Consider the following 14,976-nt stretch of genomic DNA (forward strand, 5'->3'; position numbering starts at 1 on the left):
TGCCCCCCTTTAATTAAAAACGATGATCGCTTTTCGAACTTGTTCGGGATGATTTTCCACAAAATTAAATGCTTCCTGGATATCATCCAGCGAAAAGGTATGGGTTATTAAACCTTCTTGTCTGAGTTTTCCTTCATTTAAAAGTTTAACTACTTTTGGGAACTGATTGGTTTGCAACCTAGATCCTTTAACCGATACTTCCTTTTTGGTGATTGGCAGTTGGGAAACCGATGCAGGCCGTTCATCAAAACCGAGTACGACAATCCGGCCCGCCGTTGATACGACATCAATGGACAATTCAAATGTCATCGGCAAGCATACTGCATCAATGACGACGTTGGCACCTTCTCCATTCGTCCATTCTTCCACTCGTTTTTGAACATCTTCTTTTCCCGCATGGACGGTGATATCGGCGCCGCTTTCTTTAGCGAATTCCAAACGCTCCTCACTTAAATCCGTGATCATCACTGATGCTCCTTGAAGCTTTGCCATCTTTAATATGCAAATCCCAATAGGCCCAGCTCCCTGGATAAGCACTGTTTCCCCTTCCTCCACTTCGCCTCTCCAAACGGCCTGTGCGCCGATTGTATATGGCTCAGCCAATACTATTTCTTCCCAAGCCAACGCTGAATCCACAACATGTAATTGTTTCTCGGGAAGGACGAACCATTCTCTCATACCACCATCTTCATGTACGCCAAAAACGGACAGTTTTTCACAAACATTTTGGCGGCCTTTGCGGCAGGCGTAACACTTCCCGCAGTAACTGATGGGCTCAATAACAACATGGTCCCCAACTTTTATGCCCACGACGCCTTGTCCAATCTCCACAACTTCTCCCGCTACTTCATGCCCGACGACTCGCGGCAGCGTAGCAAGAGGATTCGTACCATGGTAAATATGCATATCCGATCCACAAATCCCGACTCTTTTTACTTTTACAAGGACATCCGTCGAGTTCGAAATCCGTGGTTTTTCCACTTCTTGTATGATAAGTTCATGAGCTTTCCGTACTTGAACCGCTTTCATTTCTCCCACCTACTTTGTAAGAAATTCATAAACACTTGATGCTATCGTAATACCTTGTTTCAGGTTTTTTTCTTCATTGATTTGTTCAATCTCACCCGGTACATATACGCGATCGAACCCTGGAGCAGGTTCAACCTGTTGCAGCTCTTCAATCATTTGATCCATTTGCTCTAAAAATATATCAGTATCTGTAAAGAATGAAGGATTAATTACACAAAAATAATGCCCCAGCTTTCGTTTCTTATCAAGATCGTCATACATTTTCCCAATGTGCGGGCCAAATGCCGCACCGGCCAATAATCCAGAAAACACATCTACAATTACTGATAGACCATAGCCTTTCGGGCCTCCGAAAGTGGAAAGGGAAACGACTTTATTCGGATCCGTGACCGCAGCTCCATTTTCATCGACACCCCATCCTTCAGGGATTTCCTTTCCTTCTTCGCGTGCCTGGAGAATTTTCCCCCATGCAACATTGGATGTTGCCATATCAAGAATATAGGGTTTCTTCGTTTTGGCAGGAACTCCGTAAGCGATTGGGTTGGTACCAAGAAATGATGTTTTTCCCCCGAACGGGACCACAATTTTATCGGTATGTGACATCGCGATGCCAATCAACTTTGCATCAGCGGCTTTTTGAACGAAATAGCTTAGCGCTCCGCAATGGCTGCTATTAAAAACAGTCACCATGCCCACGCCATTTTCTCTCGCCATATCGATTGCATGGTCCATGGCCACGTCACTAATCACATGCCCAAATCCATCATCTCCATCAACTACACCGGTAACGGGCCCTGTCTTTTGGAAGGAAATCTGGGCTTCGGGATTTATACCCCCTGCCTGTAAACGGTTCACATAATGCTCTGTTCGCAAAACACCATGGGAATTTACATTTCTGAGATCAGCATGAACCAATACTTCCGCAATTTTTCCGGCAGTTTCTTCATTCAAACCCACTTTGGTCAGCTGCTGTATAACTAATCGTTTTGCTTCCTCGGCTTGTATCGTTACTGTTGCCATTTCATTCCCTCGTTTCTTTCAGTCATCTATCTTTCTATAACGGCCTCATTCTGTATGAAAGGCATTACTTCATCCAAATATGGTAATCCTTCATTGTCCCCTGCAACAGTGGTGACAAGAGCCCCTACACCATTTGCGAATGCCAATCTTTCATCAATTGATAAACCATTAAGGTATCCGTAAATATAACCGGCATCATAACCATCTCCCGCACCAACTGTATCTACAGGTATTACAGGGAAAGCTTCTTTTTCATGCCATTCACTTTTGGTATATAGTTTTGAACCATGTTTCCCGTCCTTAATGACAAGCTGATCAATAGCATTCACCTTTGCGAATTCCGCCAAAGACTCTTTTGAGTCAGTACCGATGATCAATCTTATTTCTTCTAAACCTGTAAGCAAAATATCAACATATGGAAAAATATCATAGTAAACTGATCTTGCTTCCTCGATGGTCCATAGCTTTAAGCGGATATTCGGATCAAAAGAAACTGGTATATTTTTTTGTTTTGCAATTTCCATTACCCTCTTGGCAATGTTGACATTTTTCGGATCTATAGCCAAAAATACTCCAGTAAGGTGGACTATATCAATCCCTTCAAACATCTTCTCTGTTATATCTCCAGGGTTTAATGTTAAAATGGGAGATTGATAGCGGTAATAAAATGTCTTTCCGGAACCATCTTCCCGAATTTCTTTAAAGTTAAGAGATGTTGGATATCCATTTACATAGGCCACATCACTCATGTCCACGCCTTCCCCACGAGCAAAATTATAAATAACTTTACCGAACTCATCCTTGCCTAAACGGCTTATCCATTTTGACCGCAAGCCTAGCCTTGCACAGCCAATCGCAAAATTCAGTTCAGCGCCTCCTACTTTTCGCTCAAAACGGTTAACGAATCTTAAAGGTCCTGTCTCTTCCGGATTTAGCGTAATCATGGCGTCGCCCAGCGTTAAAACACCATATTTTGATGACAATACAGTACCTCCTTCTTACGAACATTCACAAATGGAAACAAAAACATTTGATCATATCACTTTCATTATGCTTATTAGCTAAATCGATTTAGTTATTTACTAAACCGGTTTGGTAAATCATAAGGAAATTGTAAATGAAAACCCTATCAAAAACAATAGAAAAGTTTGATAATTTATAATTTTATTTTTATTCGATACTATTTCATATGATATTTCAGCTGATTTTACGATAAAAAACCATATTACGGAAAACGGACAAGAACTGTTTCATCCCTCTTTTTCAGTGATTGACAGTTTCAGATTTTTTTCATTCAAATTTACTCTTTGCTATTAATTTGGAGAAAGTTGTATAATATATCAATTGTTAAATAAGTTTGAAAGGTTGTTTGGAATGAGTTTTTTGAAAATATACATCTTACTTACCGGAATAATGATTACATGGGGGTTAAATGTCTCAGTTATTAAAATTTTAGTTGCGCATACGCAGCCCGTAACGATAACTTCTATGAGAATTTTCACTGCTTCTCTTATCGTCATTATTATCCTTTTCTTCTTTGGACTAATACGCCTTCCTAAAAAAAGTGAACTTTTTTACGTTTTTGGAGGAGCACTTTTAAGTGTAGTTTTTCATCATTATTTTTTAGCTGAGGGATTGACGAAGACTTCCGCCTCGAATGCTGGATTGATTTTGGGCATGGGGCCAATATTGACTGTCATTTTGACCATGATTTTCTTTCGAAAAAAACCCACTTTAATCAAGCTGCTTGGCTTTATATGCGGTTCCCTGGGTGTGAGTTTTACCGTTATGGCAGGAAGCGGAGGAATTCATTCTATTAATCTTGGGGATGTGGATATTTTGCTTTCCATTCTTTCACAGGCATTGAGTTTCATCCTCATTAATAAAGCCTCAAAAACAATGGATCCACGATTACTAACCGGCTACATGATGCTGATCGGGTCTTTTATTCTTTTTGCCATCAGCTTATGGAAGGAACCAGAGGGCTTATCTTCCCTGGCAACCGCACCGCCATCCATCTGGGGAGCTTTCTTTTTCTCCGCTATTTTTGCCACCGCCCTCGGGCACATGAGCTATAATTATGCCATTGGTAAGGTAGGCGCAGCCGAATCATCCATATTTCTTAACTTAAACACCTTATTCTCTTTGTTAGGAGCAGCATTTTTCCTTAATGAAGCCCTTGCGCCTGCACATTTCATCGGACTTATCTTCATTGTTTCAGGAGTATTGCTTGGCTCTGGTGCAATTGAAATATGGATTCTCCAAAGGAAAAATAAACGTTTATCTGCCTAACAGCCGGAGCAGAACCTAGATTTCTTGACTTGTAACATATTAACAGATCCTACGACACTTCCATTCTTATAAAAATGGCAGTGTCATGGGGTCTTATTTTTTTTGTCCATCCCTTCTTCCAACTACAAATTTTTGCAGAATAATAATTGGAGATTCATTTCCGTTACAATATACCCAGAAATTAGCTTGGACATGTCCATTGAAGTGTTCCCATTAAGCCAAGCCTTTTTGTCAGTTGTGGCCCTTTTCTTTCTGAGAAACCTCCTAGAAGACATAATGTCTTCTTAGATGAATTAATAAAAATGAAAGAGGCTGTCCATGGGTTACAGACAGCCTGAGATTACAGTCATGCTTATAAAGTAAATCAATTAGCCCAGAGCGCAAACAAACCTTCTGTTACACCCAATTTGTATATATAATAAAGTCCGAATGAAAAACTTATAGCTCCCGCCAGCTTGATGAAGATTCGGTTTAAAACGATGTCCTTTCCATTCAAAGCAAACGGTATGCCTAGTAAAGTTGTAAAGCACAGCATGCCAATAATAGTTCCCGCGCCAAATATTATTATATAGATGGACCCTTGGCCTATTCCGGTTACGGTCGACATCGTTAGAATGACCATTGCGGCACTGCCCGCGAGACCATGGACGAACCCAATTAAAGCAGACACCAAAAAAGGGCGAAATCTATCCTTGTCGTTCGTAATATCAGGGCGCGCTTTAAATAAACTTCTCGCCCCTAGCATAACAAGCATAATACCTACGCCGAATTCCAGCGTCATGCTTAACGACTCTGGAATCTCCCCTTTCATCCAAATGAACATCATACCTATAAGAAATAGCGTACATGTATGACCTATACCCCAATACACCCCCGTTAGAGTGGAACGCGATAATTTTTTCGTATTTCCTGCCGTGGTTGCTACCGCAATAACATGATCCGGCTCTAACGAATGCTTTATCCCTAATATGAATCCAAATGTAAGAATCGACACCAAACTCATTTCTCTTTGACCTCCCCGAGACACTTCCATACTTCTTCATACACCCTTTTAAGAGGTATGTTGTTCTGTACGGCAATTTTACGGCAATCTTCATATTCAGGTGCCTGCTGCAAGGTCAATCCCTCATGAATCCCTCTCTTTATCGTCACTTCCCCCCATTGAGTATTCACATTGAAAAAAGAGCGCTCAAGCCGGTGCACGGTAAGAGGGTAGTAGCGAATGCCGAGAGTCGTCGTTTCAGCAAATAATATCTTCTTCATTTTCGAAATCTCCTGCTGTGAACAGAGAAGTTGCAATAATATCCCCGGTCGATTTTTTTTCATATAGATTGGCGTATAAAATACATCATTTGCTCCTGATTCGAACAACAAATCCATTACATGCCCCAGCCATTCACCGGAAATATCATCTAGATTCACTTCCATTTTTACCATTTGTTCATCAAGATGCTCATGATCAGGCGGGCGGTTCATTGAGTCTCCCCTATGATAACGCGAAGGACGTTCGGATGATTTTCAAAAGTTTTTGTGCCCGCACCATAGCCAATCGATTCGACATTCATGGCTGGAAGCGAGCCAAATGTTTCAGCCAAAACCGCAGCGATGGCAGCACCGGTCGGCGTTGCTAATTCAGAACGAATATCGTTTGAGGCAATCGGTACCCCCTTTAATATTTCAAGAGTGGCAGGTGCAGGAACAGGATATATTCCGTGATCAATATGTACATGTCCAGATCCCGTTGGAATGGCTGATGACTGAACTGATTCAATACCTAGCTGATCGATTAAAATTGCAGCCCCGATTATATCTATTATTGAGTCTACCGCCCCCACCTCGTGAAAGTGAACTTTATCAAGAGGAAGCCCGTGTATATGCCCTTCCGCTTCACCAATCTTTTTAAAAATGGCGAGTGACATGTTTGCTACCGATTCATTAAAGTTCGCCTCATTGATAGCTTCTACAATTTGTTTGTAGGTACGGCTGCTGTGATGGCTGTGAGGTACATGGCTATGGTTGTGTTCATGTCCATGACTGTGTTCGTGTTCATGGCTGTGGCTGTGTCCATGACTGTGTTCGTGTTCATGACTGTGTCCATGACTGTGTCCATGACTGTGTTCTTGTGCATGGCTGTGGCTATGTTCAGGTGTTTGCTCTGATTTACTGGTAAGAATGACATGAAATTTAGTACTCGTAATGCCATTTTTGACGACCTTCCCCCATGACAGATTATATTCTTCATCTATGTTCAGCTTTTTTAACTCTTCTTCCATTTGTACAGGGTCTGCACCTGCATCAATCAACGCACCAATAACCATATCTCCGCTTATGCCGGAAAAGCAGTCAAAATATAAAGTCCTCATCACAATTGACCTCCTTTTTATGTACGAGTTTGTATATAATGGCTGCATTGTAGGCTGCACCAAATCCATTATCGATGTTCACCACACTTACACCCGATGCACATGAATTGAGCATTGATAAAAGGGCAGATAAACCGTTAAAATTAGCACCGTAACCAATACTTGTCGGCACAGCAATAATTGGATTCGTGACAAGGCCTCCTAACACACTTGGAAGTGCCCCTTCCATTCCCGCGACACAAACTGATACGGTAGCACCCCTTATTTCGTCTATATTATCAAGGAGGCGATGAAGCCCAGCAACGCCAACATCGTATATACGCCTGACAGGAATACCTAGAGTTTCGGCCGTTACGGCTGCTTCTTCAGCAACAGACAAATCTGATGTCCCGGCGCATACAATTGCAATATATGAATCAACGGATTTCGGCTTTTCTCTAACCCAAGCAAGTGTCCGTGCAATCTCGTTATATTCAAAATCACTACATTCTTTTTGTACAAATACCGCTTTTTCACGAGAAATACGAGTCACAAGCACAGAATCATTCCTTGTCCGCAGCGATTGGACAATCGTTAAAATTTGTTCAGCAGTTTTCCCTTCCCCAAACACAATTTCTGGAAAGCCTTGTCTCCTTTTACGATGATGATCGATTTTCACAAACCCTAAATTTTCATAGGATGCAAGTTTTCCCTTCGCTTCCGCAACTGTCAATGAACCCTTTTGAACCTGCTCCAAAATATCGTCAATCATGACATTTCTTCCTTTTTAAGCGCCATATTCATACTTCCGCTTGTATAGCCCGTGAGATCCATTGATACATACTTATAACCAAATTGCTTCAGCCGTTTCGTGATCGCCACATGGTATTGAAGCACTCGTGGCATATCATCGGGTTCAACTTCAATTCGGGCAGTATCTTCATGGGTCCTGACTCTTACCTGATGAATATCCAGTGATTTTATGTAAGCCTCTGATTTATCAACTTTGGTCAATTTTTCCTTCGTAATGATATCACCATATGCTATTCTTGAGGATAGGCAAGCAAATGACGGTTTATCCCAGGTTGGCAATCCGGCTTGCTTGGACAATACTCTTATTTCTTCTTTGAATAAATCGGCTTCTAGAAGAGGTCCCCTGATTCCTTTTTCTTTAGCTGCTTTCATGCCTGGACGAAATTCGTTAGCATCATCAGCGATAACTCCATAAATAATATTATTAAATTCATATTCTTCAAGAATAGGAAGCAGGTGGTCAAATAAACTACTTTTACAAAAGTAACAGCGATTCTGATTGTTTTCTTTATATCCAGGAATGGCCAACTCCGAAGTTTGAATGACACGATGGTTGGCACCAATCCATTTTGATAGCATAATGGCTTCTTTCAACTCACTCGATGGATAGGTTTCCGAATCCGCTGTAACGGCTAACACATTATCATAACCCAGAGTATCAATAGCGACTTTTAGCAAAAACGTGCTGTCCACCCCTCCTGAAAAAGCGACCACAACCGACTCCATTTTTTGAAGAATATCCTGCAGATTTCTGTACTTTTCTAGTAACATATCACTTTTCCCCTTTCTGGTTTATCTGAATTTATCCACTGCCCACCAGCATTATCACACCCTTGATGGACTACAAAAAAATTGAAAAGGAGGAAACAAAGCAGTCGTACTTTCATTCCCAGCGCTTATTGAAATGATATTCATATAAGCGATGGACGGCTTTAGCTTTTTTGTACGATAGCCGAGAATTTTTTTGCCGTTTCTGTCAGCCTGGTGTAATCTTCACCTGTAATCAATTTCGCAGGATTGATCAATGAACCGCCTACTCCCGCCGCGATGGCCCCTGCCTTAAAAAATGACGCGAGGTTGTCAAGGTTGACACCGCCAGTTGGCATAAGGGGAATATGAGGAAGCGGTCCTTTAAGATTTTTAAAGTAGCTAACACCCAATGCATCTGCCGGGAAAACTTTGATAATGTCAGCTCCATGCTCGTAAGCAGTCAATATTTCGGTTGGTGTGAGTGCACCAGGGATGCTAATAACGCCATAGCGCTTCGCCAGTTTAATCGTTTGGACATTGACGGTTGGAGAAAAGATAAATTCAGCCCCTGCCATGATGACCGCACGGGCCGTTTCAGGATCCAATACTGTACCGGCACCCGCTATGATATCATCACCGAACTCCTCTTTCAGTCTTTCGATTAAATGGCACACTTTGGGAGTTTCCACTGTTATCTCTAGCGTTCGGATGCCGCCCTCTTTCAGGGCCCGGGCGATTGGTATAATTTGATCGGGGCGTGCATCGCGAATGACGGCGACCAGCTTCCCATGTTTAAGTTCTTCTAGTTTAGTCATTTTTTCCCACCTTTCTACCTCGTTACATCCTCTGTGCCGCCATTCATGAACAAATTGAGGTCGGCACGGATTGGCAAACCCTCAACATCGCCATTTACCATCGTTGCCATTGCTCCCATAGCATTTCCACGCCTTGCAGCTTCAGCTAGCGGCAGTCCATCCAGCATGCCGGAAAGTACACCGGATGCAAAAGCATCCCCAGCACCGATGGGATCAACGACCCGGTCCACAAAGAATCCCGGAACGTATGTTTTCCGTACAGACGGGGCTGAAATTAAACAGCCTTCTTTGCCCAATTTAAGTAAAACTGTTTCGACACCAAGTTCATGAAAATGATCGACAAATTCTTCCGGGGTATGGGAACCGAATAAAAATTCGGCTTCGGCCACCCCAGGCATGACGATATCACTTTTCGAGGCGTACTTTGTTATGATGTGACGTGCTTCAGTTTCATCGCCCCATATTTTCAAGCGAATATTCGGATCGAAGACGATTTTTTTTCCGTTTTCTTTAGCAATGCGGACCGCTTTATCCAAGAGCGACTGACAAGAATTTCCTAGTGCGGGTGTAATCCCCGTAATATGGAGATAAGCGGCGTCTTGGATGGCAAGATCCGTTAGTAATTCCGCCGTCATTTTACTAGCTGCCGAATCTTTCCGGTAATAATAAACTCGAGTATCATTCAGCCGTCTCAATTCTTTAAAAAAGACTCCGGTAGGCGCTTCAGGGTCTCTTGTTACATAAGAGACATCAACGCCTTCTCCGCGAATGAACGATTGCATGGCATCGCCAAATTCATCCTCACCGAGACGGCTAATCCAGCGTGAGCTATGACCGAGTCGGCTTAACCCAATCGCGACATTGGATTCCGCACCGGCAAACTTCATCGAAAAAGATCTGGCGTGGCGAAGCGGTCCTTCTTCATTCGGGGTAAACACTGTCATTGTTTCTCCGATGGTTACAACATCCATGTCATCATCTTCTTTCTCTTGTCATGCTATTACGTGATTAGAAAGCGTACCGATCTTCTCAATGCTGACGTTCATCCGGTCACCGTTTTTCAACCAGATTTTCGGATTCCTTCCCATTCCAACGCCTGGTGGCGTGCCAGTTGCAATCAAATCACCTGGCATTAGTGTCATGGACTGTGATAGAAATGAAATGATTTTCGGAACCGTAAAAATTAGGTTGCTTGTATTGGAATCCTGCATAATTTCACCGTTTAATTTAAGCGAAATCGCTAGATTGTGGGGGTCACCCACTTCATCTTTTGTCACGATAACTGGACCAAATGGAGCAAATGTGTCCGCCGTTTTGCCTCTTGACCACTGACCGTCCTGAAATTGCAAATCTCGGGCGCTGATATCATTCATAATCGTGTAGCCAAAGACGTAGTCATCCGCCTCTTCTTCTGACACACGTTTCGCTTCTCTACCAATGACAAACGCAAGCTCTGCTTCAAAGTCGACCTCGGTTGAATTAATCGGAATTTCAATCGCATCATTATGCCCGGCAATGGCATTAGCATATTTCGAAAAAATGACCGGTGATTCAGGAGGCTCCATCCCGGATTCCTTGCAATGATCAAAATAGTTAAGTCCTACGCAAATGATTTTATCCGGCTTTGCGATTGGCGGCAGGATATTTACTTCTGACAGTTTGAATATTGCATCGTCATTTACCCGTTGCTCGATTATCTGTTCAGCACGTGAACGCAACTCGCTTCCTCGTTCTATAAATTTTTTTATGCAAGCAGGAAATTCTTCTGGACAGAGAGCCGTTAAGCTGATAATTTGATCATCTTTAACAAGACCGATGTGCTGTTCGGTTTGCACGGAAAAAGTTGCTATTTTCATATTTTTCCCCTTTCTTAGGTTAATGCGTATGGTGTTTTTTCCCCTTTTAAGACCTGAACGATATTTCTTGCTGCTTTTTGACGAAGTTCAACCATCGCTTCCTCAGAATACCAGGCGCTGTGAGGCGTAATGATGACATTGTCCATTGTGAGTAGCGGGCTATCGATGCTGACCGGCTCATTTTCTGTCACATCAAGTGCAGCACCTGCAATTATCCCTTTTTCAAGTGCATAGGAAAGTGCTTTTTCATCGATTATCGGTCCACGTGCCGTATTAATGATGACCGCGTTACTCTTCATCTGTTTAAGGCGCTCCTCATTGATCATGTGGTATGTATCATCTATTAAGGGCACATGGATCGACAAATAATCGGCTTCGCCTATAATTTCGTCGAGATCCATTTTTTGAACCCCGACAGCAGCCATGTCTGCTGCCGATACGAAAGGGTCATAAGCAGCGGTTTTAAAGCCGAGCGGTTTCACCTTTTCAATGAAACGGCGCGGAATCCGGCCAAAGCCGAGAACCCCAACCGTTTGTTCATTAAAACGGTGAATCGGGACACACACCTTAAAGTCCCAGTTACCTTTTTTCACTTCCTTGTTTAACAGTGTCACTTTCCGCGCCGACGAAAGTAAAAGTGCCAATGCATGATTCGATACTTCTTCCATGCCATAATCCGGTACATTGGCGACAGTTATCCCCTTTTCCTTAGCCGCATTGAGATCAATTGTATTGACGCCAACACCATAGCGGGAAATGATTTTCGTGTTCTCAAGCGACTCAATGACTCGGCGTGAGATAGGAGCATATTGATTTAAAATTGCATCCGCTTCTTTTGCCTGCTCCATTACTTCTTCTTCCGTTTTGCATTGCGCTTTGATGAAATCGATTTCCAAACCGCTTTTTTGAAAAATCTCTTCTTCATATTTCAAATGGTCAAATTCATAATCCGTTAATAATATTTTAAAGGGCATTTGGGCTAAACTCCTTTATAGTAATAAATACCTGACATCTATTTCGCTGCTGCCTTTTCAATTTTTGCAATACCGAGTCCTTCTGCACCGAGTTTCGATGTTTTGGCTTCTGGGAAGTATCGTTCGATCATTTGAATACCAATTGCGGCACGGCGTACACGTTCTTGAGCGAGTGAGATGTTCGTACTTTCCCATTGTTTCCCTGAAGGGTATACATCAGGATGATTACGCAGACCAAATTTAATGTATACAGGCGCCAATACACGGATAATTTCCGGTATTTCATAATAGCGAAGAAAGCCTCCAAAGGTATCCGGAACTTCAACGTATAAATCAATTGGAATGTTTATTGATTGTCGGATCGCTGCAAGTTTGGACAGCGTTAATGCAGGTGGCACGTTGTAGGTATCCGCTCCGATGTCTTCCATTAATTTAACGGATACTGGATTGGCTGAACCCATTTGAACCGATACTTTAACAACAAAGTCTTCCGGAAGCTGTCCGTATTTTTTCATTTCTTTCGTTAAAAGTAGGAGTCCTTCATCCGCAACTAACGCACCGCGAAGACCAAGTGCAGCTCCTCTTTTCAAGTCTTCCATGGCATAAACAAGCTGGTCCGATCCTTCATGGCGGATTCCCTGAGATTTACCTCCTGGCGTAAGCGGTCCCGCACTGACATCCCATGAACCCCTGGGACCGACAAACAGACTGAGCTCCATGCCGCGCTCTGCTGTCATTTCACACATTTCTTTAATTTCTTCATCCGTTTGAAGCATGATGCCGCTGCCCTGGGATATCCGGTGAATAGTCAAACCGAGTCGGTCAATTTCTTTCAATGTTTCTTTTAGGGCAGCTGGACCTTCTACACTTGGTAGTTCAATACGATATTGAGCTCCATCCGGAAATGTTTTCGTTGATGTAGGAAGTTCTTTAAGATCAGTAGATGGGTAGCCTAATTGTTCGAGCAAGTCGCGTGATTCTTTCATTTTTGGACGCCTTCTTTCATATTTATATTTTTTAAGAGAACAGCTACTTTGTCACTCAAATCAGCAGGGTAAACATCGCATGGGGCACGGTGTCCAGCCGCAACGTCAAACCAGCGCTGATGAACGGCTTCTTTCATGGCTGTAAAAAATGTCGGACCGTAATTGTACACATCCATCAGTTTTGAAATCACTTGATGATTTTTCTGGGCTTCAGCGAGATCTCCTTTATGATACGATTCATATAAATGTACGGATATTTCCGGGGCAAAGACAGCGCTTCCATTAATGCTTCCAGCTGCACCAATCATTTGAGCCGGAAGCAAATGCTCGTCAAACGCGGAGAAGACTTTGAAATCACTGCGAACTTTCTTCACTTCTGCCAGCACTTGACGAAGGTGGCCGAAATCACTGACCGTCTCTTTAATACCTGCTATATTTAAATGATTTTGGGCTAATTTTTTAATCAATTCGATTGATAAATTTTGTCCGGTCAAGAGCGGGATGTTATAAATGAAAACTTGCAGATTAGTATGATTCGCCACACTGGAAAAATGTCGATATAATTGCTCGTCAGACAGCTTCCAGTAATATGGGTTTACTACGAGAACGCCGTTCGCTCCATGCTCTTCTGCATAAGAAGTCAGTTCATGCACCTCTTTTAATGCGGTATGCCCGACTCCGACCATAACTGGCACTCGTCCGTTAATGTGCTTTAACATTTCGCGTACATATAATTTCCTTTCTTCAGTCGTAAGTGAGGAGAACTCACCTGAACTACCCATCAACAAAATACCGTCAATATTCCGTGAGATTAATAGGTCGATATACCTTCTGTTCAACTCCAAATCCAAGTTCCCCGTTTCATCAAATAAGGTGACTACCGGTGGAATGATGCCATGAAAGTCCATTATTTTCCCTCCTTTTATTACCATTCAGCGATACTCCCGTCTTCATTACGCCAAATTGGGTTTTTCCAATTATGTCCGGTCTCTGCTGCCTGCTTCACTTTTTCTTCATCAATTTCCACTCCAAGACCCGGTTTATCCGGAATGTTCACATAGCCATTTTCATAATCGAATAATTCTGGATTTTTCATATAATCGAGAATGTCCATGCCTTCGTTGTAATGAATACCAAGGCTTTGCTCCTGAATAATGAAATTCGGTGTCGTTGCGTCCAGATGAAGGGATGAAGCAAGAGTCATTGGACCGAGCGGGCAGTGCGGCGCAATGGCTACATCATACGCTTCTGCCATTGCGGCAATTTTTTTCCCTTCTAAAATACCACCTGTATGAGACAGATCCGGCTGAATTATATCGACATAACCATCTTGAAGTAGCTGCTTAAAGCCCCAGCGCGTATACATTCTTTCTCCCGTCGCAATCGGACACGTAGTATGCCAGGCAATCTCACGAAGTGCTTCATTGTTTTCCGGGAGCACCGGTTCTTCAATGAACATTGGACGGTATGGTTCGAGTTCTTTCACAATCACCTTTGCCATCGTTTTATGAATCCTCCCGTGAAAATCCACACCGATGCCAAAGTCTTTGCCAACCGCTTCCCTGATTGAAGCAACGCGTTCGACGACCGCTTCTACTTTTGAAAAGCTATCTATGTAATTCATTTCTTCTGATGCGTTCATTTTGACTGCAAGGAAGCCTTCTTTCTGTTTTCCTAGTGCGGCAGCAACTACATCCACCGGTCGATCTCCTCCGACCCATGAGTACACTTTAATTTTTTGACGTGCTTTACCGCCGAGCATTTGGTATACAGGAATATTGAAGTATTTCCCTTTAATATCCCATAGTGCCTGCTCAATGCCGGAAATGGCACTCATTAAAATTGGCCCCCCACGATAAAATCCACCTCGATATAGAGTTTGCCAGATGTCTTCAATATCGTTCGGATTTCTTCCGATCAGATAATCGGTCAATTCGTTAACTGCTGCTTTAACCGTTTCAGCACGGCCTTCCACGACAGGCTCTCCCCATCCGGAAATGCCTTCATCCGTATCGATTTTTAAAAACAGCCAGCGGGGCGGGACTTTGTATAAAGAAATTTTTATGATTTTCATCAAGCACCTCGCAATGTTTTTTTGA

Annotated in this window: 16 protein-coding genes; 1 reads left to right on the plus strand and 15 read right to left on the minus strand. The window is 42.7% G+C overall.

Annotation, left to right across the window (positions count from 1 at the left end):
* Positions 1-9: 9 nt before the first annotated feature.
* Genes MHB45_RS11195 through MHB45_RS11205 form a run of 3 tightly spaced genes read right to left on the minus strand, consistent with a single transcriptional unit; the run spans position 10 to position 3,032 of the window.
* Positions 10-1,029, minus strand: a complete 1,020-nt coding sequence (locus tag MHB45_RS11195; protein ID WP_072273054.1) for a zinc-binding alcohol dehydrogenase family protein — start codon at positions 1,027-1,029, stop codon at positions 10-12.
* 9 nt (positions 1,030-1,038) lie between these two features.
* Positions 1,039-2,049 carry an ureidoglycolate dehydrogenase gene (gene allD, locus MHB45_RS11200; protein WP_048679687.1) on the minus strand — a complete coding sequence of 337 codons (1,011 nt, stop codon included), beginning with the start codon at positions 2,047-2,049 and terminating at the stop codon, positions 1,039-1,041.
* A 26-nt stretch (positions 2,050-2,075) separates the two neighbouring features.
* Positions 2,076-3,032, minus strand: a complete 957-nt coding sequence (locus tag MHB45_RS11205) for a sugar kinase (protein ID WP_048679691.1) — start codon at positions 3,030-3,032, stop codon at positions 2,076-2,078.
* 391 nt (positions 3,033-3,423) lie between these two features.
* Here MHB45_RS11205 and MHB45_RS11210 point away from each other — a divergent pair, with 391 nt between their 5' ends.
* On the plus strand, positions 3,424-4,341 hold the full coding sequence (locus MHB45_RS11210; RefSeq protein ID WP_072273055.1) for a DMT family transporter: 918 nt from the start codon (positions 3,424-3,426) through the stop codon (positions 4,339-4,341).
* A gap of 364 nt (positions 4,342-4,705) precedes the next feature.
* Here the strand turns inward: MHB45_RS11210 and MHB45_RS11215 are convergent, their stop codons facing one another.
* The 12 genes from MHB45_RS11215 to dgoD form a co-directional block, all read right to left on the minus strand.
* A complete protein-coding gene (locus MHB45_RS11215; RefSeq protein WP_105718812.1) occupies positions 4,706-5,344 on the minus strand; it encodes an urease accessory protein UreH in 639 nt (212 codons plus the stop codon).
* On the minus strand, positions 5,341-5,817 hold the full coding sequence (gene larC, locus MHB45_RS11220) for a nickel insertion protein (RefSeq protein WP_048679706.1): 477 nt from the start codon (positions 5,815-5,817) through the stop codon (positions 5,341-5,343). The genes MHB45_RS11215 and larC overlap by 4 nt, the downstream gene beginning before the upstream one ends.
* Complete coding sequence (locus tag MHB45_RS11225; protein ID WP_072273056.1) at positions 5,814-6,704, minus strand: LarC family nickel insertion protein; 891 nt, start codon at positions 6,702-6,704, stop codon at positions 5,814-5,816. Before MHB45_RS11225 ends, larC begins: the two co-directional genes overlap by 4 nt.
* Positions 6,685-7,455, minus strand: a complete 771-nt coding sequence (gene larB, locus MHB45_RS11230; RefSeq protein WP_048679713.1) for a nickel pincer cofactor biosynthesis protein LarB — start codon at positions 7,453-7,455, stop codon at positions 6,685-6,687. The genes MHB45_RS11225 and larB overlap by 20 nt, the downstream gene beginning before the upstream one ends.
* Positions 7,452-8,267 carry an ATP-dependent sacrificial sulfur transferase LarE gene (gene larE, locus MHB45_RS11235; RefSeq protein WP_048679715.1) on the minus strand — a complete coding sequence of 272 codons (816 nt, stop codon included), beginning with the start codon at positions 8,265-8,267 and terminating at the stop codon, positions 7,452-7,454. Before larE ends, larB begins: the two co-directional genes overlap by 4 nt.
* 161 nt (positions 8,268-8,428) lie before the next feature.
* Positions 8,429-9,061, minus strand: coding sequence for a bifunctional 4-hydroxy-2-oxoglutarate aldolase/2-dehydro-3-deoxy-phosphogluconate aldolase (locus MHB45_RS11240; protein ID WP_072273057.1), 633 nt, complete (start codon positions 9,059-9,061; stop codon positions 8,429-8,431).
* 14 nt (positions 9,062-9,075) lie between these two features.
* Positions 9,076-10,032: a sugar kinase gene (locus MHB45_RS11245; protein ID WP_048679719.1), complete on the minus strand. Its 957-nt coding sequence runs from the start codon at positions 10,030-10,032 to the stop codon at positions 9,076-9,078.
* Between the two features lie 21 nt (positions 10,033-10,053).
* Positions 10,054-10,917 carry a fumarylacetoacetate hydrolase family protein gene (locus tag MHB45_RS11250; protein ID WP_340907874.1) on the minus strand — a complete coding sequence of 288 codons (864 nt, stop codon included), beginning with the start codon at positions 10,915-10,917 and terminating at the stop codon, positions 10,054-10,056.
* 14 nt (positions 10,918-10,931) lie between these two features.
* Positions 10,932-11,891, minus strand: coding sequence for a C-terminal binding protein (locus MHB45_RS11255; protein ID WP_048679726.1), 960 nt, complete (start codon positions 11,889-11,891; stop codon positions 10,932-10,934).
* 38 nt (positions 11,892-11,929) lie between these two features.
* Positions 11,930-12,877: a U32 family peptidase gene (locus MHB45_RS11260; protein ID WP_048679730.1), complete on the minus strand. Its 948-nt coding sequence runs from the start codon at positions 12,875-12,877 to the stop codon at positions 11,930-11,932.
* The gene (locus tag MHB45_RS11265; protein ID WP_048679734.1) at positions 12,874-13,785 is read right to left on the minus strand and encodes a dihydrodipicolinate synthase family protein; all 912 of its coding nucleotides are present in this window, start codon (positions 13,783-13,785) and stop codon (positions 12,874-12,876) included. Before MHB45_RS11265 ends, MHB45_RS11260 begins: the two co-directional genes overlap by 4 nt.
* A gap of 17 nt (positions 13,786-13,802) precedes the next feature.
* The gene (dgoD, locus tag MHB45_RS11270; protein ID WP_072273059.1) at positions 13,803-14,951 is read right to left on the minus strand and encodes a galactonate dehydratase; all 1,149 of its coding nucleotides are present in this window, start codon (positions 14,949-14,951) and stop codon (positions 13,803-13,805) included.
* Between the last annotated feature and the right edge of the window lie 25 nt (positions 14,952-14,976).

The sequence above is a fragment of the Peribacillus sp. FSL K6-5616 genome (assembly GCF_038008245.1).
In the GTDB taxonomy this organism is placed as follows: Bacteria; Bacillota; Bacilli; order Bacillales; family DSM-1321; genus Peribacillus; species Peribacillus frigoritolerans.

Excerpts from the sequence above, each read along its gene's own strand:
- MHB45_RS11245 (WP_048679719.1), bottom strand. The coding sequence starts at position 10,032 with ATGGATGTTGTAACCATCGGAGAAACAATGACAGTGTTTACCCCGAAT.
- MHB45_RS11215 (WP_105718812.1), bottom strand. The coding sequence starts at position 5,344 with ATGAGTTTGGTGTCGATTCTTACATTTGGATTCATATTAGGGATAAAG.
- MHB45_RS11260 (WP_048679730.1), bottom strand. The coding sequence starts at position 12,877 with ATGAAAGAATCACGCGACTTGCTCGAACAATTAGGCTACCCATCTACT.
- larC (WP_048679706.1), bottom strand. The coding sequence starts at position 5,817 with ATGAACCGCCCGCCTGATCATGAGCATCTTGATGAACAAATGGTAAAA.
- MHB45_RS11240 (WP_072273057.1), bottom strand. The coding sequence starts at position 9,061 with ATGACTAAACTAGAAGAACTTAAACATGGGAAGCTGGTCGCCGTCATT.
- larB (WP_048679713.1), bottom strand. The coding sequence starts at position 7,455 with ATGATTGACGATATTTTGGAGCAGGTTCAAAAGGGTTCATTGACAGTT.
- MHB45_RS11210 (WP_072273055.1), top strand. The coding sequence starts at position 3,424 with ATGAGTTTTTTGAAAATATACATCTTACTTACCGGAATAATGATTACA.
- MHB45_RS11195 (WP_072273054.1), bottom strand. The coding sequence starts at position 1,029 with ATGAAAGCGGTTCAAGTACGGAAAGCTCATGAACTTATCATACAAGAA.
- MHB45_RS11255 (WP_048679726.1), bottom strand. The coding sequence starts at position 11,891 with ATGCCCTTTAAAATATTATTAACGGATTATGAATTTGACCATTTGAAA.
- larE (WP_048679715.1), bottom strand. The coding sequence starts at position 8,267 with ATGTTACTAGAAAAGTACAGAAATCTGCAGGATATTCTTCAAAAAATG.
- dgoD (WP_072273059.1), bottom strand. The coding sequence starts at position 14,951 with ATGAAAATCATAAAAATTTCTTTATACAAAGTCCCGCCCCGCTGGCTG.
- MHB45_RS11265 (WP_048679734.1), bottom strand. The coding sequence starts at position 13,785 with ATGGACTTTCATGGCATCATTCCACCGGTAGTCACCTTATTTGATGAA.
- MHB45_RS11250 (WP_340907874.1), bottom strand. The coding sequence starts at position 10,917 with ATGAAAATAGCAACTTTTTCCGTGCAAACCGAACAGCACATCGGTCTT.
- MHB45_RS11225 (WP_072273056.1), bottom strand. The coding sequence starts at position 6,704 with ATGAGGACTTTATATTTTGACTGCTTTTCCGGCATAAGCGGAGATATG.
- allD (WP_048679687.1), bottom strand. The coding sequence starts at position 2,049 with ATGGCAACAGTAACGATACAAGCCGAGGAAGCAAAACGATTAGTTATA.